This window comes from Dyadobacter sp. CY343 (assembly GCF_021390335.1).
In the GTDB taxonomy this organism is placed as follows: domain Bacteria; phylum Bacteroidota; class Bacteroidia; order Cytophagales; family Spirosomataceae; genus Dyadobacter.
Window position 1 is genome coordinate 139666 of record NZ_JAJUXK010000003.1, and the last position, 21929, is coordinate 161594.

Consider the following 21929-nt stretch of genomic DNA (forward strand, 5'->3'; position numbering starts at 1 on the left):
TCATGCTGACCGCAGAGAATATTACCAAAAGATTTCCGGGAGTAGTGGCTCTGGATAACGTGAACCTGACGCTCGATGCCGGAAAAGTCACTGCCTTAATAGGGGAAAATGGCGCAGGTAAATCGACGCTGATGAAGATATTGTCGGGCGTTTATGTAGACTACGAGGGACAGATTTTCTGGAAAGACAATCTTGTCAAATTCAATAACCCGAAAGAAGCGCAGCAACACGGCATCGCGATCATTCATCAGGAACTCAACCTGATACCTTACCTGACGATCACCGAAAACATATTCCTCGGTCGCGAAATGCTGAGCCAGTATGGAACGCTGGATAAGAACAAAATGCGCCGCAAAACGCAGGAGCTGCTCGACAGATTGAAACTGAAAGTCGCCCCGGAAACGCGCGTTGTGAACCTGAAAGTGGGCCAGCAGCAGATCGTGGAAATTGCAAAAGCACTACTCACAGAGGCGGAGCTTATCATTATGGACGAGCCTACTTCGGCGATTACCGGCAGCGAGGTGGAGGTATTGTTCGGGATTATCGAGGAACTGAAAGTTGAGAACAAAGCGATCGTGTACGTGTCGCACAAGCTGGACGAACTGTTCCGGATCGCAGATCATTTTGTGGTTTTGCGGGACGGAAAGTCTGTTGATTCGGGTAAAATGCAGGATATTGACCAGGATCAGCTGATCACGAAAATGGTGGGCCGGAAGATTGAAGTGATGCGAAAAAAGCTATCACAAGGCGCGACTGAGGTTTTACTACAAATTGAAAATCTCACTTTGCAGCACGCATTGCGCAAGAATGAGCGGATATTGAAGGATATTAATTTTGAAGTGCGCCGCGGCGAAATCGTGGGAATATTTGGGTTAATGGGGGCCGGGCGGACGGAGTTATTGGAAACAATTTTCGGTTTGCACGCGGCGCGGTCGCAAGGTACTATTCGGGTGGAAGGAAAAGCATTGTCTATCTCGAAACCCGCACAGGCAATCGCCGCGGGCCTGGCGCTGGTGCCGGAGGATAGAAAAAAGGACGGGCTGGTTTTAGGAATGGATGTAAAAACGAATATCTGCCTGACTACCCTCGCTGAGCTGGAAATTATGGGTATTTCGAGCGAAAATAAAGAGCTCGCTCTGACCGAAAAATATATAGGAGAATTAAAAATCAAAACGCCGTCGGGAAAGCAGCAAGCTAAAAACCTGAGCGGCGGCAACCAGCAGAAAATCGTATTGGCAAAATGGCTGGCGACCAAACCGAAGCTGCTATTGCTGGACGAACCGACGCGGGGAATTGATATTCATGCGAAAAGCGAAATTTACAAACTGATCATTCAACTGGCAGATAATGGTCTGGGAATCATTGTAGTATCCTCGGAATTGCCCGAGATACTGGCTGTCTCCGATCGCGTTCTGGTAATGGCGGAAGGCGAGCTCACTGCTGAATTTACTTCCGCCGAGGCAACCGAGGACCTGATCCTGAAAGCGGCGATACCGCATTCCATTTATGAAAAGCAATTATGAACCTGGCATTAGATAAAGATAAATTACTTCGTTTTCAGTCGCTTATCGCGCTTTTTTTACTTTGTGTCGGACTGAGTATTCTGTCGGACAAGTTTCTCAGCGTTTCCAATCTATGGAATGTAATGCGGCAGATCTCAGTCAATATCTGCATTTCGACGGGGATGACTTTGATTGTATTAACGGCGGGGATCGATTTATCTGTCGGCTCGGTACTGGCACTTTGCGGCGCGATCACAGCCGGGCTGCTCAAAAGCGGCATTGAGATTCCGAGTGATAATTTGTACATCGGTTTCACAGTGCTGGGCGCTTCTCTGGCCGGGATATTAACGGGCTCTGCGCTGGGTGCGTTGAATGGCTGGACGATTACGAAATTCAAAGTTCCACCGTTTGTAGCGACGCTGGCTATGCTCACTGTCGCGCGCGGTTTCACCATGTTATGGACCAAAGGTTTCCCGATCAGCGGCTTGGGTGACACGTTTTTGTTCCTGGGTACCGGCTGGTTTTTGGGCGTTCCAGTACCAGTATGGATCTCTGCGCTGATCGTGGTGCTCGCTGTTTTTATTACTACCAAAACCAGATTGGGAAAGTATATTTATGCGATCGGAGGGAATGAGAGTGCTTCACGACTATCTGGTATTCAGGTGAATAGGGTTAAAATTATCGTGTATACCATAGGCGGGGCGCTCGCGGCGGTAGGCGGCTTGCTGGTTACTTCCCGGCTTGATTCGGCGCAGCCCAATGCAGGTGTCAGCTACGAGCTTGATTCGATCGCGGCCGTGGTAATAGGAGGGACTTCTCTTTCAGGAGGCCGGGGTAGTGTGCTCGGCACCGTTCAGGGCGCACTGATCATCGGGGTTTTGAACAACGGACTGGTGCTGCTCAATGTGTCGCCTTTCTGGCAGCAGGTCGTGAAAGGTTTGGTGATATTGCTCGCGGTGATTATTGATAAGGCTAACTCCAAAAACGACTAGGAAGCTTTCTTACTTTTTAATCTGCTAAGCCATTCTTTGCCCTCGAACTTCCTGAAAAGATAGCTGTTGATACGGACGAAAAGTAGCAATGCGATTAATATAAAAACGGCATTTAATTTATAAGAAAACCCTACGAATTTCTCTGTTCCGTCCATGGCCAGCTCGTACCGCAGCCACGTGCGCTCTGCTGTTGTTGTGGTTTTGTCAAACGGTAACGCCTCGTCGTATATAACCTCCGTGATGAATTTGCCGGTTGTGTCAATGTACCCGTATTTATCGTCCACCCGCACCATTGAGATGCCGTGGTTATAGTAGGAAGCGAAATCGTATTTCAGCGGCGTTCTAATCCTGCCTTTCTTATCAATGTGTCCGAATTTTCCATCAATAGCTACTGCGGAGCGGTCTTCGGCAGTGAAACCGGTTGCTTCGTCGTAAAGAAAATTGATCCTGACTTTGCCCGTTTTGTCAATACAACCCCATTTATTATTCTTTTTTACCCAGAATAAACCGGCAGTCGGCTTGCGGGTGTCGGTGTACTCAAACGGCACGATCAGGTCGCCGGTGAATGGACTGATATAGCCGAACTTATCGCCATATTGAACGCGCTCCAATCCCTGGCCGGAAAATTTGTAGGTAGGGTCAATATCATCCAGCGCAACCGGTACGCGCAGGATCATATTCTTATCAATGATCCCATATTTCCCACCAAAGTTGAAGTGATAGATGTACTTCGACTTCTTGATCTCGCGCTCGTTGAACTTGCTGAAATTCCAGTTGAGGATAAACATATCCCGTTTTTTCCACCAGATAATATCCTCGCGGGTATCCCGGTTACACACGTGATTTTGCTCCGCCGCGGCGATCAGGAAGTCATTTTTATAATTTTCAATCGGGATTTTGTACAGCGTATTTCCTTTTGTATCAATATAAGAAAGGCCAAATTGTTTGCCTACGGGATAAATAACCCATGTTTTGCCATTTATAAACTTATCAGTACCCGCATAGATCGGCTGCACGACAATTTCGCCTTGCCTGTTGATAAACCCGTGCAGCCCATTTCCGTCGGGACCCAGTTCCATAGGCACAAACTCAGCAAGCCCATCAGAAAAATCACCAATATCCCGGAATGCCGGCGTCAGTTTCCGTCCATTCGGATCGGTGAGATAGGTTTCATAGGTCCGGCAGGGCACAGACACTTTCTTGACAACGTAAACGCCATCGTATTCACGATGTTCGGTATACGCATTAAGCCAGGACTTTGCATTGCCGGCTCCGGTTTGCGCCAGCAGAAGATTAAAATTTAGTATGAAAAGCAGAGAAATGAAACACCTAGCAGCCAGAGCAAACATTCAGGAAAGCGGTTTTAAGTCAGTATCAGGTTGAATCCTTTTCAGCTAATATAGCCAATAGGTACTTTTCAGGCTAATTTTATGCCAATTGCATTCAGTTCACGACTTATTTTTCGCCGGGCAAACAACAAATCAGAACTGATCGGAAGTGGCAGGAAAAAATAAATCAGTTTTCGATTTCCATTAATTCCCACGAAAACAAGCGCTTACCTTAAATCTTAATAATTTCTTCATAAATCTATTTTGAAAAATTTGTTTCGTACAATTTAACTAATACTTTTGCACCACAATCAACGACAAGTCTTGGGTTTGTACAAGAAACATAGTTGGCTGTGAATGATTCCGTAGCTCAGCTGGTAGAGCAATACACTTTTAATGTATGGGTCCTGGGTTCGAATCCCAGCGGGATCACTTGAAGAAATAACAAAAAGCATCAAAGCCTGCAAATCAACAGATTAGCAGGCTTTTTTCTTTTCGGATCATGCCAAAATATTCAATTTTTCACAAATTTTTGGTGAGTAATTCGGTGAGTGCAAGGATCTGCAAATTTTACTCACCAGAATTGCTGTAACTTATTGTATAACAAGATGTTTACCACGTAAACATCTTGTGCTGTAACGGCTTGCAAGACTACTTTTGTTCAACTTTTTAACCTGGAAAAAGGTATGAAAACAAAGATCAGTCTGCTTTTCTATTTGAAGAAGCCGAAAAATTATCAAAATGGAACTGTGCCCATTTACCTGCGGATTACGGTTGAAAGCAAAAGAGCAGAATTTACGACCGGGCGAGAATGTGAACCCAGCCGGTGGAATGCAATTGCGGGAAGAGTGACTGGTGTGAAAGAGGCTGTGAAGTCTGTTAACGCCTATCTCGGTAATCTCGAACAGCAATTGTTAGATGCCCACGCCGCCCTGGTTCGTGACGGAGCATTGATAACAGCGGAAACGGTCAAGAACAAATTTTTAGGCGTCGGCCCTAAGCAGCGGTTACTAATCTCAGTGATTGCTGACCATAACGAACGGATGAAGGCATTGGTCGGCCAGGAATATGCGATAGGCACATTCAACCGCTACAAAGTACTCGAACGTCACACGCTAGCATTTCTGAAAGGCAACTTCAACACGAGCGATTGTGACATCAGCCGGATCGATTTCGCTTTCATCGCCGACTATGAGTTCTATCTGCGCTCTGTTCGCAAGATGGGCAATCATGCCGTTGTGAAGCATATGAAGATGTTCCGCAAGATTGTCAATATCTGCTTAGGGAATGGCTGGATGAATCTCGATCCGTACTTGAACTTCAAAGGCAAGTTTAAAAAGGTCGATAAAGCGATCCTTACCCGCGCCGAACTTGATTTGATGGCAAATAAAGAGTTCGCCAGCGATCGGCTCGCCCAGGTGCGGGACACTTTTCTCTTTTGTTGTTTCACCGGCCTGGCCTACTCTGACGTCCAGAAGCTCGAAAAAAGCCAGATCGCTCGTGGAATTGACGGCGAGCAGTGGATATTCAGCCAGCGGACTAAAACGAATGTAAAATCGCATATTCCGCTTTTGCCAGAGGCGCTTCAAATAATCAACAGATATAAAGATCATCCGCTTTGCGAGTCTCGCGGGCTGGTGTTGCCTGTGCCGAGTAATCAGAAGATGAATGACTATTTGAAAGAGATCGCTGTGATCTGCGGAATTAATAAAGTTCTTACTTCACACGTAGCCGGGCATACGTTTGCCACGACTATTACATTGCAGAATGGTGTTCCGATTGAGAGTGTTTCTAAAATGCTCGGGCATACGAACATTCGCACTACTCAGATTTATGCGAAAATTCTCGATACGAAGGTTAGCGAGGATATGCAGGCTTTGAAAGGGCGGCTTTCCAAGAGGTCTGGCACAGAAGGTTAGCGCTGCACCTTCTCTCTCACGACCCCTCCTGTTTGTGAGAGGGGATCGCGAGAGAGAAGGTGAAAAAAGGGATTGGAAAAATCACAAATGAAATAGCTACTAAATACATGGGGCAAAAAGTGAGTCGAAAATATAACCTGCTCTTTGTATATTTTTGTGTGAGAATGGCCCATCAAGTTGGCATTCATAAATGTCACATGACAATACAGAAGCTCAATACAGTAAAGCAAACTTTAGGTTTTTTCGCAATGTCAATTGCCTGGACATTGATGAATGTACTTAACTCGCTTTATCAAGTTTCGGCACATGGTAAGGCAGATGACAGCGAGGTTGTTATTTTCTGGTCGGCACTGTTCATGACTCTCGCATGGGCAATATTCATAATCTACCCCATTAGTAAACTTGACCATACAAAGCGAACGTTTCGGCCTACAACCCTGCCTTTCATCACAGGCGCTTATGGTGGATTCGTATATGCAATCCTCGTGGGCGGGTTATTTCGTAGTCTCGACTTAGTGACTATGTTTTGACCACTAGCCTTATTGGCTGGCTTTATTTTTGGGTTCGCATACTCCCAGCTAATTACCTCATCAAGGCTGATCAATTTTCTAAACAATCAGCCACTCCGGAAAGGTATTTTCTTTCTTTCACCTGCCCTCTCGCTTTTCTTTTTTCTTTGGTTTTTACCGACTGTCGCTCCTTCATTAGTGTTTCGTTATATGCCCGACGCGATCAGAGACGATATAATTCGCAAGACAATCCCGAAATACAAGGTTGGCGACGATTTTGAACCGCTAAGAAGATCTTTACCCGGCTACTTAACATATATGAATGATGGCAACGCAAACATAACAGCAACAATGGAGGATTTTGCGTTTGTCCTTCAAGTTCACTGTTACAAAATTGTAAGACTTGAATATGGAAAAAGTGGTAGGGAAATCCATGGAACAGTATACGGTAAGCTGCATGATGAGCCCTGTTTGTAATGTGATTTTCGCTCACGACATTCACATCATTTGAGCTTGGTTTTAGTCTAAGTCGCTATTAATATTCTTTCATTCGCACGCAGATAAATTGTACTTATTCATTCATCATTTGTTGGCATATTCCGTCCGGATTTGTTAACGATTGCCTCTTAACCGCAATCGGCCAGATGTCAGATTGTGTCACAATCTAATCTGGCCGCCCAAACGCTCCGGAGTCGCTGGCGGGAGAGTTTTATAAATATTCCTGGAAGAGTGGAAAATAAGTAGATTATGGATTTGGCTATATTTGTTTCCAAGAGTAGCCGATTGCAATACGAAGTTACCCTGCATGTTGTACTAGCTTCTTACACCTGCATGACTATTCGGACCTTCTAAAAATTAAACCGTATGGAGATAACTGACTACAACGCTTTTGCCGGCGATTGTATTGACGAACTGAAAGCTTTGCAGGACCAATTCAAAGAAACTTTTGACATCGCTCAGGCAAACTGGTTCTACAATCAAGCAACCGGTTTACTGACTTTCTCCACCGATGACACAGAACTCAATTTTAAATATTTTCAAGTAGGGAGCTTCTCGTCAAAATCCGAAACATGGATGTGGTCATGGCACAATGAAAATACTTTGGAAAATGTTAAGGAACCCGCGAGTCAGATAAGGGATTTTGGAGAGAGTTTCAATTTCGCCAAACTAACCGAGGGGCACTTCGCCAGCGATGAGTTTGAAGCTTGGGAATTCACAGCTATCTCGGTTAAACTTATAAAAGGGATTGGTGTCTACCGGCCCGTCAACGACGAAGGATTAATGATCTTTCTGGTCATAACCGAATTTGTTGACAATGAAACAGCGAAGAACATTAAGAACAAGTACATAGAATGCGGCGATCACGAATATAGAAGAGTTGCGTTTGTGTGTCAACACCTGAATTTCGATACCAAAGTTGGTTTTGAAGAATCTTTCGAAACCATTGAAGGAATGGAGCTGTCGGACGAGGATGACTTTCAAGCATGGTGTGACGAATGTGAAACTATAAGGGTTGCAGAAGATGGATGGAGCCGCAATGCGATGAAATTTGCGCAGTATAGAGTTGTGTGCGAGGGATGCTATTTTAAGATGAAGGCACTGGACCTGGGGTCGGACTAGGAAAGTCTTTTGTAGGTCATTGTTATGATCCAGTTTGACGACAATTTAGCTTCTTCCCTTCCGAGCCACCGAAAAGCTTGCAAGTCGTGAGCGGGATCTTTTACAAATAATTTTATCTTTACCCTAATTGCAAGCCGACCACGACAAATTGGTGAGTGACGCGGTGAGTACAGGATTTTGCAGGATATAAATGCTTGATAAGCAATTTGTTATCTCAAAAAGTATGATCCCAGCGGGATCACTTGAAGCGCCTCAAAAGGGCGCTTTTCTTGCTTGCAACGTACACTTTTAATGTATGGGTCCTGGCCGGGCCGCCGGGCGGTTCGAATCCCAGCGGGATCACTTGAAGAAATAACAAAAAGCATCAAAGCCTGCCAATCAACAGATTAGCAGGCTTTTTTCTTTGCCAGATATGCCAAAACATTCAATTTGCTACAAATTTTTGGTGAGTAATTCGGTGAGTTCGAAGATCTGCAAATTTTACTCACCAGAAATCGCGTAACCAGTTGAAAATCAATATGTCCACGCGATGGGCATCTTGTGCTGACTAGGCTTGCAAGACTACTTTGTTCAACTAATAAACCTGTAAATGGTTATGAAAACAAAGCTGAGTGTGAGCCTAAGACTTGGAAAGCGACGGCAGGTCGTGTGCTGGGTAACAAGGAGGGGGTGATTGCAGGACACAATCTACGGATGCAGTCGCTAGTTGGCAAGAATACGCAATCGGAACCTTCAAAAGGTACGAGGTTTTGAGACGTCACACGGAAAGCTTTCTGAAAGCCAACTTCAATACAGCCAAATATGCAATAAGATCAGTTGGAGACAACCTTCTGAAAGGCCGAAGTAAAACGACTGGTAAATGTTTCATTAATAGTCTCCCAAGCCACTTATTGTGATTTTGAGTATTCGTATATGCAAAAAATATACAAATGCAGCCCTGAATTGAACATTGAGGGCCATGCTAATTTATCTGTATTTCGTGAACGAAAATTTACAACTAAATGCACTAACATATGTCAGAACAGGTAACGTTAGTTCCCGGTAATAGCCTCATAACCAACACGCCGGAAGAAGGGCGAGCGTTGGCGATAAAAATTTCCAGACTAATTATAAAGGTGACACAGCCCGACGCTTTGGTTCGAGAAAAATTGAGGCCAGTTTACGCAGCGGATGCTGCAATGCTCATTGCAATAGGCCAAACAGTCGCGCTGGAATTTGCTACCATTGCAGCAGCCAATGATTATTGGAAAAATAGAAGTTGAATTCCTACACTTAGGCAGGGTGCAATAGAGATATAGATTTATATCTCCAGGTTTAATAAGTACAATAGGTTCAGTTAATCTGACATTGTTGCAATAGTTCTTCCCCGCTAGTTTTGGCTATTGCAGATTTATGCTAGCGTCCGGATAAAACAATTATAAATACTAGAATTTTCCCAATGGAAGAGAACAAGTTAACCAGCCGTTCAGGCGCGCCAGTTGTTGATAATCAAAATATAATGACTGCTGGAAAACGCGGCCCAGCATTGATTCAAGATGCCTGGTTTTTAGAAAAGATGGCTCATTTTGACCGGGAAGTCATACCAGAGAGACGTATGCATGAAAAAGGCTCCGGTGCATTTGGGGTATTTAAAGTGACCCATGATATAACCAGCTATACCAAAGCAAAATTGTTTGCAGAAATTGGTAAAGAAACTCCGCTTTTCGTTCGGTTTTCAACAGTCGCGGGCGAGAGAGGGGCAGCCGACGCGGAAAGGGACATCCGTGGGTTTGCTATTAAATTTTATACAGAAGAGGGAATTTGGGATCTTGTCGGAAATAACACGCCTGTTTTCTTTTTGCGTGACCCCATGAAATTCCCGGATCTGAATCATGTCGTGAAGAGAGATCCACGCACCAATTTGCGGAGTGCCGATAACAACTGGGATTTCTGGACATTGCTTCCAGAGGCACTGCATCAGGTCACGATTGTCATGAGTGATCGCGGTCTGCCAAAGTCGTATCGTCATATGGATGGATTTGGTAGCCATACGTTCAGCTTCATCAACAACAACCAAACCCGCTACTGGGTTAAATTTCATTTCAAGACTGCTCAGGGGATTCAAAACCTGACTAATGAAGAAGCAGGAGAAGTAATTGGCCTGGATCGGGAGAGCCACCAGCGTGATCTGTTTGATAGCATTGAAAACGGTGATTTCCCAAAATGGATCATGTATGTTCAGATTATGGAAGAACATGTTGCAGACAGTTATCATCTTAACCCATTCGACCTTACCAAAGTGTGGCCACATGGAGACTTTCCACTGATACAAGTTGGCGAATTGGTTTTAAACCGTAATCCTGAAAACTATTTTGCAGAAGTGGAGCAGGCCGCATTCAATCCGGCGCAGGTTGTACCGGGGATCGGCTTCTCGCCAGACAAAATGTTGCAGGGCCGGTTGTTTAGCTATGGTGATGCGCAACGTTACAGGCTGGGTGTGAACCACCATCAAATTCCGGTAAATGCGCCCAAATGCCCCTATCATGCCTATCATAGGGATGGGGCGATGCGGACCGACGGTAACTATGGCGGGACAACGTCTTACGAGCCAAACAGCTTTGGACAATGGCGGCAACAACCCGATTTCTCCGAGCCACCTTTAAAGATCACAGGTGATGCAGCACACTGGGACCATCGGGAAGACGATGATTATTACAGCCAGCCAGGAAACCTTTTCCGGTTAATGTCACCTGTACAAAGAGAACTTCTGTTTAAAAACACAGCAGCCGCTGTAGGTGGAGCGCAGCAGTTTATTCAGATCCGCCATATCCGAAACTGTTATAAGGCTGACCCTGAATATGGTAGGGGGATAGCACATGCACTTGGGCTTTCCATGCAGCTTGTAAATGACTTTGAAGGCTATGAAATGAAAAAGCAATGTCCAACAATTCAATCTTTCTAAACTATGCCCATCCAATCCAAAACAGTCGTATTTATCACCGGTGCATTTGTCAGCAACAGCTGCTGGGACGAATGGCAAACCTATTTTCGAAGCAAGGGTTATTCCACCATTGCGCCGCCCTGGCCATATAAGGATGCATCCGTGGAAGAACTTCGTGGCCGTCATCCCCATCATGACAAGGAGTTAGCGCTGCTTACGCTCAATGAACTGGTTGAGTATCACATAGCAATTATCAAGTCTCTACCAGAAAAACCTATCGTAATAGGGCATTCCTATGGCGGATTGCTGACCCAGATTATGGTGAACCGCGGTATAACAGCGGCGGGTGTTGCCATTCATTCGGTGCCACCGCAAGGTGTGTTTGCCTATGAATTTTCTTTTCTGAAAGCCGGTTGGAAATCTCTTGGATTATTTACTTCAATCGAAGAAACCTACATGATGTCGTTTGAAGACTGGCAGTATGCATTTGTGAACGGAATGCCCCTGGAACAACAGCGTGCCGCCTATGAAAGCCTGACCATTCCGGAATCTAAAACGATAGCCCGTGATGCCCTGACTCGGGCGGCATACGTTGACTTCGAAAAACCACATCCACCTTTACTTTTCACGGCTGGTGATACTGACCATATCATGCCCGCGCATTTGAACCAACGCAATTATAAAGCATATAAAAACAACGGGTCGGTTCTTGATTACCACCTGGACATCAACAGAAATCACTACATATTGGGTCTTCCTACCTGGCAGGAGGATGCTGATTACATTCTTGATTGGCTAGCAAGAAATTAGGGAAAGGGTTAGTGCGTTTGCAGCTGTCGGTGCGACAATCATTGTCACACTACGGCTGCTTTTTTATGAATTGATACCAGCCTTTGTTTATCTGATCTTTCTTAAGTGAAAATCTAATATCAGCTGAAAAAGTACGACTAATGTCGCTAAAAGGCCATTTCCTCGAATTTCAATAAGCTACAATTTTGTAGTGTTCCAAAGAGGAACAAATCAGCTCATTCCTTACAAATTCAAAATTGACTAACATGAAAACATTAATCTCAAAACTGATCGGCTCCTTGCTGATCATGTGTATTTTTATTACAGGCTGCGATGGCGACGACGAGGTGCAATCCGCACCCTCGAAGACCTATGTTCTTGTGCATGGTGCATTCCAGGGCGCTTATGCCTGGCAGTATGTGAAGGCCCAGCTGGAAAAGAAAGGGCATAAAGTAGTAGCGGTCGAACTGCCTGCTCATGGTGAAGATAAAACTCCGCCAGCAGATATTTCACTTAACGTATATAGGGATAAGGTAGTTGGTGCAATTTCCGGACTGAGCGGCAAGGTTATCCTTGTTGGGCACAGCATGGGGGGAATGGTCATTACTGCTACGGCAGAAAAAATTCCAGATAAAATTGAAAAGCTGATCTACATAGCCGCCTTTATTCCTGCAAATGGACAATCCTTGCTGGACTTAGCATCTACCGACAGTACCTCCAAGTTATTTCCTGCGCTCATTCCTTCGGCTGACGGTTTGACGCAAGATATTAAACCGGAAAACATTGTTCCTATATTCGCTCAGGATGCAAATGAGGAGGTTAAAAAATTGCTTCTGGACAAACGCAGAGCTGAACCCTCCAAAATTTTTCCGGATAAAGCGACCGTCACCGCTGCTAATTGGGCCAAAGTCGATAAATATTACATTTTCACAAAAAGAGACAATACAGTAGGGCCTGGTTTACAAAAGAGGATGGTCGCAGCTGCGAAAATTACGAAAACGACCACCATTGATTCCGATCACAGTCCATTTCTGACTAAACCAGATGTTATAACTGAGCTTTTGATGGCCAATAATTAAGCTAAAACAAATATGTGTACACGACACCGTTCCAGATTTGGAGCGGTGTTTTAACCTGATATAGCAATGATTGAAGTGTACTCAACAAATGATTCAAATGCAAAAGGAAGCATCACTATTTGCAATGGAACCGTGCTGGTGCCATCACTGAGCGGACAGTCGCACTTTGGCCAACATCTGCCACGTCTATGGCGAAACTAGAAATATCAGCTACGTGTACTACGATTACGAAATTGGAATTCTACTACTTAATTGACAGAGCTATTAAGGAGATTTCCGTGTAGTGTCAATATTTGAAATTGCCGAAAAGGATGTCATTGTAATCAAGAATCGCATTTTTGATTCTTGATGCCTCGGTGGTACTGGATTTGTCTTCACTAATGTCTGACTCCAATTGCAACTCAGCAGATTTTGTAAAAGGCTGAGCGATTTTTTCTATTTCTGCACAATGCTCCTGAGGACGCTTGCTGGTGGGGTTACTCTTTGATTTTTCCATTGAGCAGCTTGTTAATCATGGGACATGTACGAGCTATCGTAGCGTCTTGAATCTCCGGATTCTAATGAGTTAAAGGTCCTTTGTTTGATGGCAGAAGACAATTGCATTTCACAGCATTGTGTTGTACAAATCAGCCCAATGCGGATTTAAAGGACATATACAATTTATTTTGTACAAGTCAAACCATTCAGTTGTCATTGAAGCTGCCCGCAGCACTATCTAGTTTTGTGTAACCTCCATATGAGGAGAGCCTTACTATTTTAATCAACATCAATCAACATGGTTATGAATGCAACCACTTTATTGTCACCCGTAGATTTTGCGGAGGATGAACACCTGTCGCCTGCAGTTAAAACTTTTTTAATGCCCTTAAATCAAGGAGGCCCGCCACTCGAGAGCCTGGCGACAAAAGATGCCCGCAATGTACTCGTCGGAGCGCAGGCTGCTTTCGAGGTCGACCTTTCAGGAGTTACCGAGACCGAGATGACAATTTTTCAGGACGATTATGAGATTGTACTGAACATCGTGCGGCCTGCAAATGCGGAGGGGATAATACCTGTTTTTCTATTTATTCATGGCGGTGGGTGGATTTTGGGAGATTATCCTACCCATAAGCGAATGGTTCGAGATTTAGTTGTTCTGACTGGCTTCTCCGGCGTTTTTGTTAATTATACCAGGGCTCCGGAAGGAAAGTATCCACGACCTGTTAATGAAGTATATGCAGCATCGAAGTGGGTAACATCAAATGGGGAGGCAATTGGTGTTGACGGTTCCAGGATTGCGATTGTCGGTAATAGTGCGGGCGGTAACCTGGCCACTGCCGCTGTGTTGATGGCAAGGAAAAGAGGAGGTGTAAATTTCGTTCTGCAAATCCTATTCTGGCCAGTTACCAATGCTGATTTTGAAACAGAATCATACATCTTGTACGGAAAACAACGATTCCTGACGTCTTCACTGATGCAATGGATGTGGGATCAGTACATTGATAAAGAACGGAGACAGGAAATCTATGCTTCACCTTTGCAGGCAACTCTTGAAGAACTGAAAGACTTGCCGCCAACATTGATCCAGGTTGCTGAAAATGATATTCTACGCGATGAAGGAGAAGGATATGGGCGTAAGTTAAGTGAGGCCGGCGTAGTTGTTACGACGGTGCGGTATAACGATGTCATTCATGATTTCGGCCTTTTAAATGGACTCGCCGAAATCCCGCAGACGAAAGCGCTGTTTAGTCAAGCAGCTCAGGAGCTAAAAAAGTATCTTTGATATCGCTGAACGCAAGGCCGGTGTTTTCGAAACCGGCCTCGCGTTCAGCGAAGAGTCATAACAGTTAAGATAGTCAGATATTTAACTGCCATTTAACAAGCCAATGAACTATCCTAATGCTGTTATTGAGGAGTTAATGCAAGACTTTCGGCAGACAATCGGAAATGACTTTGTGAAATACCGGAATCATGTATATCGGGTATTTCTCAATTGTATTTTGTTGGACGAAGCTCCCGAGAATGCTGAGAAATATGCCATTGCAGCCGTTTTTCATGACATAGGCATTTGGACAGATCATTCGATCGATTATTTGCGTCCGTCCATAATTGAAATGAGACATTATCTGACCGCGCGAGGCAAGGCCGGCTTGGCGGATGAAATTTCATCGATGATATATTGGCACCATAAAGTGAGCCGCTATCGGGGCAAATTTGAGCTTTCTACTGAGGTTTTTCGACGTGCTGACTGGGCCGATATCACATTTGGTGTTATTGCTTTCGGTTTAGACTCTCGAAAATTATTACATAATAGAAAGATGCTTCCAAATAACGGATTTCACATCTTTTTGGCTAAAAAGCTCGTGACTAACTTCTTTAAAAACCCATTGAAACCCTTACCTATGTTTACCAAATAGGAGAACGTAAGCACAAAATAAAAAGTCGGAACACATATCGTATTGTAAAGGATAAATTGTCTATATTTCAACAATGCGCTGCTTGGTAATTTGACCGCATGCGTTAGATGACTAATCAAGTTTGTAATGAGTCAATTTAACATTTCAAAGGATAACTCTGATATTGAAGTAGAAGTGCTACGCAACATACTATCATTCAGTAATTATACTGCGCAGGCGCGCAATCGTGAGGGATTACAGGATGCAATGCGGAGGGAGCTAGGTAAGCTATTTTATTTCTCAAATTATGACATTCTGGTTTTTACCGAGAATGAAAGTGGTTATGAACATTTTGTTTCAGACCATGTTGCCGGATTGAAATCCTTATATCAAAAACAGTATGACCCTTTTTTTGTATGGGCACCCGTCGATGAAAATTCGGCACCGGTTTTGTTTGACCTAAATGCGTTATCCCAAGCAGGAGAATTGTCTGATCAGTTGCGTTCCTTCCGTGACTTAGGTATTGAGGGAATCATTACCGCTCCTTTGTTCGATGAGAATGGGGCCTTCGGAATTGTCAACTTTTACTCAGACCGGAAGAATAATTTCAGTCGACATCACATCGATCTTGTCCAAGACGTCGCGAGCCAGATCGCTATTGCAACAGCAAATATCATTGCGTATGAACAAGTGGGGCAGCGGGAAAAAGAATCTCGAATATTGCTGTCTTTCAGTGCGGCATTAGATAAAGTGAAGGACAGAAATGGCCTGGTTCATGTAATAAGGACTGAACTTGCGGAACTGATATCTTTTACTGATATAGCCCTCACGATTTACAAACCCGACACGAGGACTTTTCAGGTATTTGCACATCAGGTGGCTGAAAAAATGGGCGGACATCCCAAATTTTTGAAGGTAATAGAACCGCATTATCCGGTCGAAGACGGGATTCATGAGGTTGCTCTTCATGCAAGTGCGCCTGTGATCGTTGATATAGAGGATGCCATGCGCAGTCCCAACAAGCATGCAGGCACGCAGTTTATTTTCGATTCCGGGATTAAAAAGATGTTGCTGGTTAAGCTCACGTACAATAATCAAACGCTTGGATTCTTAAATATACTTTCTGCCGATCGTGACGCATTCAGGCTGGTAAACTATACCATTTTAAAGGGAATTTCTGAACAACTTTCGGCAGCAATAGCAAATGTGATTTCCAGAGAAGAGATTGCGCGCAGGGATCATGAAAATGAGGTGTTACTTTCTGTCAGTTCGGCTATATCCTCGAATTCTAACATAGATCACATTATGGATGTGATCAGTTCCCGATTAGGGGCAGTTGTGTATTTTAATGATATATGCGTATCGCAATACAATCATCCAAAAGATAATTACAAAGTACTTTCCTTTTCCGGCGATCTGGTCTGCGCGCATCCGGATTTTGATTTTGTTCCGGCCGGTGAATTTCCAATTCATGACGGCATACATAATAACGTGATGGCCTCGGAAATTCCTATCGTGTTTTCTTTTGAAAAGCTTAGGGCCATGAAAATGGCACACATTGATTTTATGATACAGTCCGGAGTAAAAGAATGCCTTTGTGTGAGGTTGGTAAATAACGATGAAGTGATTGGCGCATTGGTATTAACCTCCGATAAGAGCAATGGCTTTTCAGATCAGGATCAAAAACTTATTCAGCGGCTTTCGCACCAGCTGGCAACTGGCGTGTCAAACATCATAGCCAACCAAAAATTAAATCGTCAAATAGAGGAATTCAGAAGATACAAAGAGCAGCTCGAAGAAGAAAATGGATACTTAATTGAGGAAGCGAACGAGGGCTATACTTACAACGACATCGTAGGCGGCAGTCCTGAAATGCAGAAAGTTTTTCACCTGCTATCTCAGGTCGCTTTCACCAACAGCACTGTACTGCTTTTGGGAGAAACCGGAACTGGAAAAGAACTTGTGGCAAGGGCTATTCATAACTCATCATCCCGAAAGGATAAGTTGATGGTCAAAGTCAATTGTGCCGCCCTTCCTGCCAATCTCATTGAAAGTGAATTGTTTGGGCATGAGCGCGGCAGTTTTACCGGCGCGACGGAAAGGCGTATTGGTAAATTCGAACTGGCAAACCGCGGGACACTGTTTTTGGATGAGATCGGGGAGATGCCAATGGACCTGCAGGTGAAGTTATTACGCGCAATCCAGGAGCGGGAAATTGAGCGAGTAGGCGGGCGGGAAACAATTAAGATAGATGTGCGGATCATTGCCGCCACGAACAGGAACCTGCTGACCGAAGTGAATGAGGGCCGGTTTCGGAGCGATTTGTATTACCGGCTGAATGTTTTTCCGATCACATTGCCACCACTTCGTAAGCGAAAAGAGGACATACCTGCGCTCGCATCTTACTTCGTTGATAAATTTTGCAAGAACAACGGCAAAAAGATCAGTCAGATATCAAGCAGTGCAATGAAAGAGTTGCTGGCCTATGGCTGGCCGGGAAATGTTCGTGAACTGGAACATTTAGTGGAACGCAGCGTGCTGATGAGCTCAGGTGGCGTAATCAGACAAATGTATTTGCCTAAATTAAAATCACACGAATCTCAACCCGCACTGGCAGAAATCTACCACAAAACGCACGAAGAAAATGAAAGAGATTACATCATTGCGGTGTTAAATAGTTGCGGTGGAAAAATTTACGGAGTTGGAGGAGCCGCTCAAATTCTTAATCTGAAAGTAGGAACGCTTAATTCCAAAATAAAGAAGCTTGCTATCAAGAAAGAACATATAATTTATAAGAAGACAGATGCTGAGATGGACTAATTTTGGATAGCGTATATAGATATCCGTAACTGTGTAACGGTGATGAATGTCTATATTTCATTAAATATTTCGACAATTGTTGAAATGTAGATAATTTATGAAAATCTTATACTATTAAATAGCTGACATTCAGATGTTTGACTTTTGGCATAATAGTGGTGTATCTATGTTTAAATGATATTACACCTTGATTGTGACATTTAATGCTTCCGGCGATTTATCGGAAAGACATGACTCAAATCGTAGGTGTCGAACACCACCATTAACCTACGATTGAAATGAGGCCGGTTTTTAAATTGTGCTCTGTATTCTGTCTCATCACTGCCATTTTGTTTGCAACTCATTCGGTTGCTCAGGATGCAGAGGTGCCCTTAAGTACTCTTGAAAAGCAACTTCGGGAAACTAAGAATAATGACTCCCTTAAAGCTAATATCCTCATACAATTGGGTTATCACTATCTGTTGAAACCCGGATCAGATTCAACAGATATGCAGAAGGCGGGTAATTACGCTAATATGGTTGTGCAAATTAGTAAAGGGATTCGTTCGGAGCTGCTTAACGGGGAAGCCATTCTTCTGATTTCACAAATCTTCAAGGAAAGAGGTAACAAGAAGAAGGCACTGCAACTACTAAATTATTCCATTGCCATTTTTAGAAAAGTCAAGGCTCCAATAAATGAAGGCAAGGCCCTGATGGAAAAAAGACATTATTTTGACCCATACGATGGGATACAAATCAATGACCGTATCAAAGTTGTAGCTGAAGCCATAGAATTGTTCAGGAAAGGAGGTGAAAATAAATGGCAGGGTGACGGATACCTGGAATTAGGCGATCTCTACAGCCTATTGAGAGAAGACCAAACTTCAATTCAATACTTAAAGCGCGCATTAGAGGTATATAGGTTAGCAAAATATAAGAGATTGCACGGAGTCTATGATTTGTTAGGAGCGCTCTACAGTAAATACGGCATGTATGAGGAAGGGGTTGAAAATGGGCTGCTGGCTGTAAAAACCGCATTAGCGGTGGGCGATACGAGCTCTGCGCTTTGTGCAATCTATAATCGACTTGGTTTGACATATTATCGTGCAGAGGATTATATCAACGCATATGTATATTTTAAAAAGTCTATTTCGATTGCTGTCGGGAATAAAGATCCTGCTGCCATAGCGATAGTTTCTGTGAATTTGGTAAAGACCTTACATAGACTTCAAAACAATAACTTAAAGGAGCATATCACTTATTTGACATATTTGGAATCAGTCATAAATGATCTTTCTCCAAACAGAATATATATACCTGCCACGATTAGTGTACTGTACGCCAGACAAGGAGATCTCTTTAAAAGTAAATTGTATCTGGATAAAATTTTTAATTATTTGAAAGAACACGAAATTGCCGAGGTGGATAAGCGCTGGGTAAACGAGGCCGCGTATTACTACTATTTTGCGAAAAAGAATTATTCGTTAGCTGAGAAACATGCTGAAAAATTCAAAAGCCGTTGTGTTACGAGGGAGGAACTTCAGAAATACAATTTAATGGCTTACGAAGTCGCTTATGCACAAGGGAAATTTAAATCAGCGGCAGATCATTATGTTGTTTACAAGGCAACTACTGACTCGATCTATGAGTACGCTAGAAAAAAGCAGATAGATATGTTCAATGTGCGTTTTGAAGTAGAGAAAAAGGATGCTGACATTAAATTGAAAGCCGAAAATATCCGGTTGCTAACCAGAGAGAACGATTTGAACAAAGTGCTGTTAGCAAAGACCAAAATCACCAACAACATCACAATTGCGGCAGTATTATTGCTATTAGCACTCATCTTTCTTTTGTACAACCGCTGGCAAACAAACCGTAAAAGCAGTATCATCATCGCTGAGAAAAACAAGTTCCTGGAACTGGTAGTCAGAGAAAAGGAATGGCTACTTAAGGAAATTCATCACCGGGTGAAAAACAATCTGCAAACGGTCATGAGCTTGCTTGAATCACAATCAGCTTATCTGAAAAACGATGCGCTTTCAGCGATAAAGGACAGCCAGCACCGTGTGCAGGCAATGTCTCTTATCCATCAGAAGCTATACCTTACAGACAATGTCACGACGATCAACATGCAGACATACATCCGCGAGGTTATCAGTTATTTACAGGATAGCTTTGACACACGGCAGCGGATCCGTTTTCAATTTAGTTTGGAAGATATTGATCTGGATATCACCCAAGCAATTCCCATTGGATTGATCCTGAATGAAACAATAACCAATGCAATTAAATACGCGTTTCCTGACGGTAAGGAGGGATTGGTCAGAGTGTCCACAAAAGAGCCTAATGACGGTTTTTTTGAGCTATTAATCGAGGATAATGGCGTAGGACTGCCGAGTGATTTCGAGACGAAGAAACTGAATTCATTAGGAATCAGATTAATGTATGGACTAAGTAATGAGATCGGTGGCAAGTTGCACATTGTAAGCAATCAGGGGACATCTGTATCTGTAACTTTTGAGATTGAGAAGATATTCAGGAGAGCAACTAACATCGGGGTAGAAGAGACAGTTTTGGAGTATGAAAATTAAAGTGCTGATTGTTGAAGACCAATTTATTGAGGCCAATAACCTGCAAATGATCCTTGAAAGGGCTAGCTATCATGTTCTTCCGATTGCCCATAGTGTGCCTGTTGCGTTGGACGTTATTTCGCAGGATCAGCCTGACCTGGTACTGCTGGACATTTATCTGAAAGGAAATCTGACGGGAATTGACCTTGCCCGCGTACTGAGGAAGAAGAATATTGCATTCGTCTATCTTTCGGCTAACTCTACAAAGGACATTCTTGAGGCGGCCAAAAGTACGCAGCCGTATGGATTTCTTGTTAAACCATTCAGAGAGAAAGATGTGCTGGTGACCCTGGATATTGCGCAGTATTTGCATGAGCAAAAAATGGCTGCGATCGTATCCGTTGCACCTCCCCAGGTCCCTCATAGCACCTCATTTCCATCTATCATTGGGAATAGTCCCGCATTGTCGGAAGCTTTGGATAAGGTAGCTATCGCATCGCCATCTGATATCTCTGTGCTGATTTTGGGCGAAAGCGGAACGGGCAAAGAAAAGATTGCCGAAAGCATCCATAATCTCTCACCGAGAAAAATGCAGCCTTACATCAGGGTCAACTGCGCTGCTTTGCCTGCTTCACTAATCGAGTCTGAACTTTTTGGTCATGAGAAGGGCGCCTTCACCGGCGCACTTGATCGGCGGATCGGCAAATTTGAACGCGCTAATAATGGCACTATTTTTCTGGACGAGATCGGGGAAATGCCATTGGACATGCAGGTAAAGTTGTTACATGTACTTCAAGAGCGGGAAATTGAACGGGTGGGAGGAAAGGCGGTCATCAAAGTAAATGTGAGGGTCATTGCGGCAACGAACCGCAATCTGGAAAAAGAAGTAGCCGAGGGTAAATTCAGGATCGATCTTTATTACAGGCTGAATGTGTTCCCTATCAGAATCCCGCCGTTAAGGGAGCGGAAGGAAGATGTTCCGGCCCTTGCGATGCACTTCCTAAGAATGTACGCATCTAAATTCAAAAAAAGGATTTCTGGATTCTCTGATCAGGCTGCTTTGCAGATGCAACGCTATGACTGGCCAGGTAATATCCGTGAATTGCAGCATCTGGTAGAAAGAAGTGTGTTAATGTGTACCGGCGATACCATTTCCCGTGTCGGATTTGAAGAAGTTAACGGGTCACACGGTTCTGCGGAAGGCAGCGGGGCAAAGATCAAATCCATTGACGAAAACGAAAGAGATTATATTACGGAGATCCTCAGGCGATGCAACGGACGGATTTCTGGTAAAGATGGTGCTGCGGAACTGCTCGGCATCAATGTATCCACACTCAATTCCCGCATCAAAAAGTTGGGCATCGGTAAAAACATCATGTTTAAACCCTGAGAAAATACACCATAACCTATTGTTTTCATGCGACGCTCTGGCCCAAGTCAGAGCGTTGATTTTATGCAGACAATTTGCCGGCTCGTGCAAGAGCTAGCGATATTTCATGAGCAGCGTCAAGATTTGTTGAAATATAG

The 21929-nt window shown here is 43.8% G+C and carries 15 protein-coding genes and 1 tRNA gene; 14 read left to right on the forward strand and 2 right to left on the reverse strand.

Features of this window, described 5'->3' with window-relative positions; genetic code table 11:
- The first annotated feature begins 2 nt into the window (after positions 1-2).
- Together LZG94_RS08930 and LZG94_RS08935 are read left to right on the forward strand one after the other, a co-directional pair.
- Complete coding sequence (locus tag LZG94_RS08930) at positions 3-1523, forward strand: sugar ABC transporter ATP-binding protein (RefSeq protein WP_233791568.1); 1521 nt, start codon at positions 3-5, stop codon at positions 1521-1523.
- Positions 1520-2494: an ABC transporter permease gene (locus tag LZG94_RS08935; protein ID WP_233791569.1), complete on the forward strand. Its 975-nt coding sequence runs from the start codon at positions 1520-1522 to the stop codon at positions 2492-2494. Before LZG94_RS08930 ends, LZG94_RS08935 begins: the two co-directional genes overlap by 4 nt.
- Here the strand turns inward: LZG94_RS08935 and LZG94_RS08940 are convergent.
- Positions 2491-3843 carry a WG repeat-containing protein gene (locus LZG94_RS08940; protein WP_233791570.1) on the reverse strand — a complete coding sequence of 451 codons (1353 nt, stop codon included), beginning with the start codon at positions 3841-3843 and terminating at the stop codon, positions 2491-2493. The two genes, LZG94_RS08935 and LZG94_RS08940, sit on opposite strands and share 4 nt — an antisense overlap.
- Positions 3844-4181: 338 nt before the next feature.
- Here LZG94_RS08940 and LZG94_RS08945 point away from each other — a divergent pair.
- From LZG94_RS08945 to LZG94_RS08975, 7 genes are all read left to right on the forward strand, one after another.
- Positions 4182-4254, forward strand: a tRNA-Lys gene (locus LZG94_RS08945).
- A 254-nt stretch (positions 4255-4508) separates the two neighbouring features.
- Positions 4509-5741: a site-specific integrase gene (locus LZG94_RS08950; protein ID WP_233791571.1), complete on the forward strand. Its 1233-nt coding sequence runs from the start codon at positions 4509-4511 to the stop codon at positions 5739-5741.
- 1373 nt (positions 5742-7114) lie between these two features.
- Positions 7115-7870, forward strand: a complete 756-nt coding sequence (locus LZG94_RS08955) for a DUF6882 domain-containing protein (protein ID WP_233791572.1) — start codon at positions 7115-7117, stop codon at positions 7868-7870.
- A gap of 1013 nt (positions 7871-8883) precedes the next feature.
- Entirely contained in the window at positions 8884-9132 is a 249-nt protein-coding gene (locus tag LZG94_RS08960; protein ID WP_233791573.1) for a hexameric tyrosine-coordinated heme protein, read from the forward strand.
- 176 nt (positions 9133-9308) lie between these two features.
- Positions 9309-10811 (forward strand): catalase, encoded by a 1503-nt coding sequence (locus tag LZG94_RS08965; RefSeq protein ID WP_233791574.1) that lies wholly within the window; start codon positions 9309-9311, stop codon positions 10809-10811.
- Positions 10812-10814: 3 nt separating this feature from the next.
- A complete protein-coding gene (locus tag LZG94_RS08970) occupies positions 10815-11600 on the forward strand; it encodes an alpha/beta hydrolase (RefSeq protein WP_233791575.1) in 786 nt (261 codons plus the stop codon).
- Between the two features lie 245 nt (positions 11601-11845).
- Positions 11846-12658 (forward strand): alpha/beta fold hydrolase, encoded by an 813-nt coding sequence (locus LZG94_RS08975; RefSeq protein ID WP_233791576.1) that lies wholly within the window; start codon positions 11846-11848, stop codon positions 12656-12658.
- A gap of 286 nt (positions 12659-12944) precedes the next feature.
- Here LZG94_RS08975 and LZG94_RS08980 read toward each other — a convergent pair whose 3' ends face one another.
- Entirely contained in the window at positions 12945-13154 is a 210-nt protein-coding gene (locus LZG94_RS08980; RefSeq protein WP_233791577.1) for a hypothetical protein, read from the reverse strand.
- A gap of 285 nt (positions 13155-13439) precedes the next feature.
- Between LZG94_RS08980 and LZG94_RS08985 the strand changes: the two genes are divergently transcribed.
- From LZG94_RS08985 to LZG94_RS09005, 5 genes are all read left to right on the forward strand, one after another.
- The gene (locus tag LZG94_RS08985; RefSeq protein ID WP_409013250.1) at positions 13440-14420 is read left to right on the forward strand and encodes an alpha/beta hydrolase; all 981 of its coding nucleotides are present in this window, start codon (positions 13440-13442) and stop codon (positions 14418-14420) included.
- Between the two features lie 103 nt (positions 14421-14523).
- Complete coding sequence (locus tag LZG94_RS08990) at positions 14524-15054, forward strand: HD domain-containing protein (protein WP_233791579.1); 531 nt, start codon at positions 14524-14526, stop codon at positions 15052-15054.
- A 126-nt stretch (positions 15055-15180) separates the two neighbouring features.
- The gene (locus tag LZG94_RS08995; RefSeq protein WP_233791580.1) at positions 15181-17853 is read left to right on the forward strand and encodes a sigma 54-interacting transcriptional regulator; all 2673 of its coding nucleotides are present in this window, start codon (positions 15181-15183) and stop codon (positions 17851-17853) included.
- Positions 17854-18131: 278 nt separating this feature from the next.
- Positions 18132-20423: a histidine kinase dimerization/phosphoacceptor domain -containing protein gene (locus LZG94_RS09000; protein ID WP_233791581.1), complete on the forward strand. Its 2292-nt coding sequence runs from the start codon at positions 18132-18134 to the stop codon at positions 20421-20423.
- Positions 20413-21792 carry a sigma-54 dependent transcriptional regulator gene (locus LZG94_RS09005; RefSeq protein WP_233791582.1) on the forward strand — a complete coding sequence of 460 codons (1380 nt, stop codon included), beginning with the start codon at positions 20413-20415 and terminating at the stop codon, positions 21790-21792. The genes LZG94_RS09000 and LZG94_RS09005 overlap by 11 nt, the downstream gene beginning before the upstream one ends.
- The last annotated feature ends 137 nt before the right edge of the window (positions 21793-21929 follow it).